The 577-nt window shown below is 61.9% G+C and carries 1 protein-coding gene; it reads left to right on the top strand.

Going from position 1 to position 577, the window contains the following annotated elements; all coding sequences use genetic code 11:
* The coding region (locus AACY45_RS27575) for a type IV secretory system conjugative DNA transfer family protein (protein WP_339548627.1) at positions 1-577 on the top strand (577 nt) is incomplete at both ends.

The following is a 577-nucleotide window of genomic DNA, read 5'->3' as shown; positions in this document are numbered from 1 at the left end:
CCTCGGCAAGGCGCCGGTCATAGCATCGGCTTTTTCCTACGTTGCAGGCTACGGGCTTCGCCTGTTGCCAGTCATCCAGAGCCGGTCCCAGCCCCGCGGTATCTATGGCGCGGACGTAACCGACGAGATCATCGCGAATTGCGGACTGGAGATCGTGTTCACGCCCAAGGAACTGAAGGTCGCCAACGAGCTCTCCGAGAGGCTCGGCTTTTTCACAATGAACGTCAAATCAAAGAGCCGGACGATTCATGGCCTGCTCGCCAACCGTAGTATCTCGGAATCAGACCAGCGCCGCGCGCTGATGATGCCCCAGGAACTGATGCAGATGCCCAAGGGCGACCTTCTGCTGATGCGCGGAGGCATTCCGCCCGTCAGGGGCCGCAAGATCGAGTATTTCCGCTCGAAGCGTTTCACGAGCCGGATCAGTGATCCACCCAAGGTTGCACCCCGCCCGATCACCATCGGCGCAGCGCCGTCTACTGCAAACCCGGCAGGCGTGGCGAGCAGCGCTGATCCGTTGGCGCAGGCCATTAGCGCCAAGAGGGCCTTGTTGCACGACGCTCAAGCGACCGCGCCG

The sequence above is a fragment of the Pseudomonas sp. RA_35y_Pfl2_P32 genome (assembly GCF_963970735.1).
Lineage (GTDB): Bacteria > Pseudomonadota > Gammaproteobacteria > Pseudomonadales > Pseudomonadaceae > Aquipseudomonas.
The sequence above is the reverse complement of the archived record's forward strand: the minus strand, read 5'-3'. Positions and strand labels throughout refer to the sequence as shown.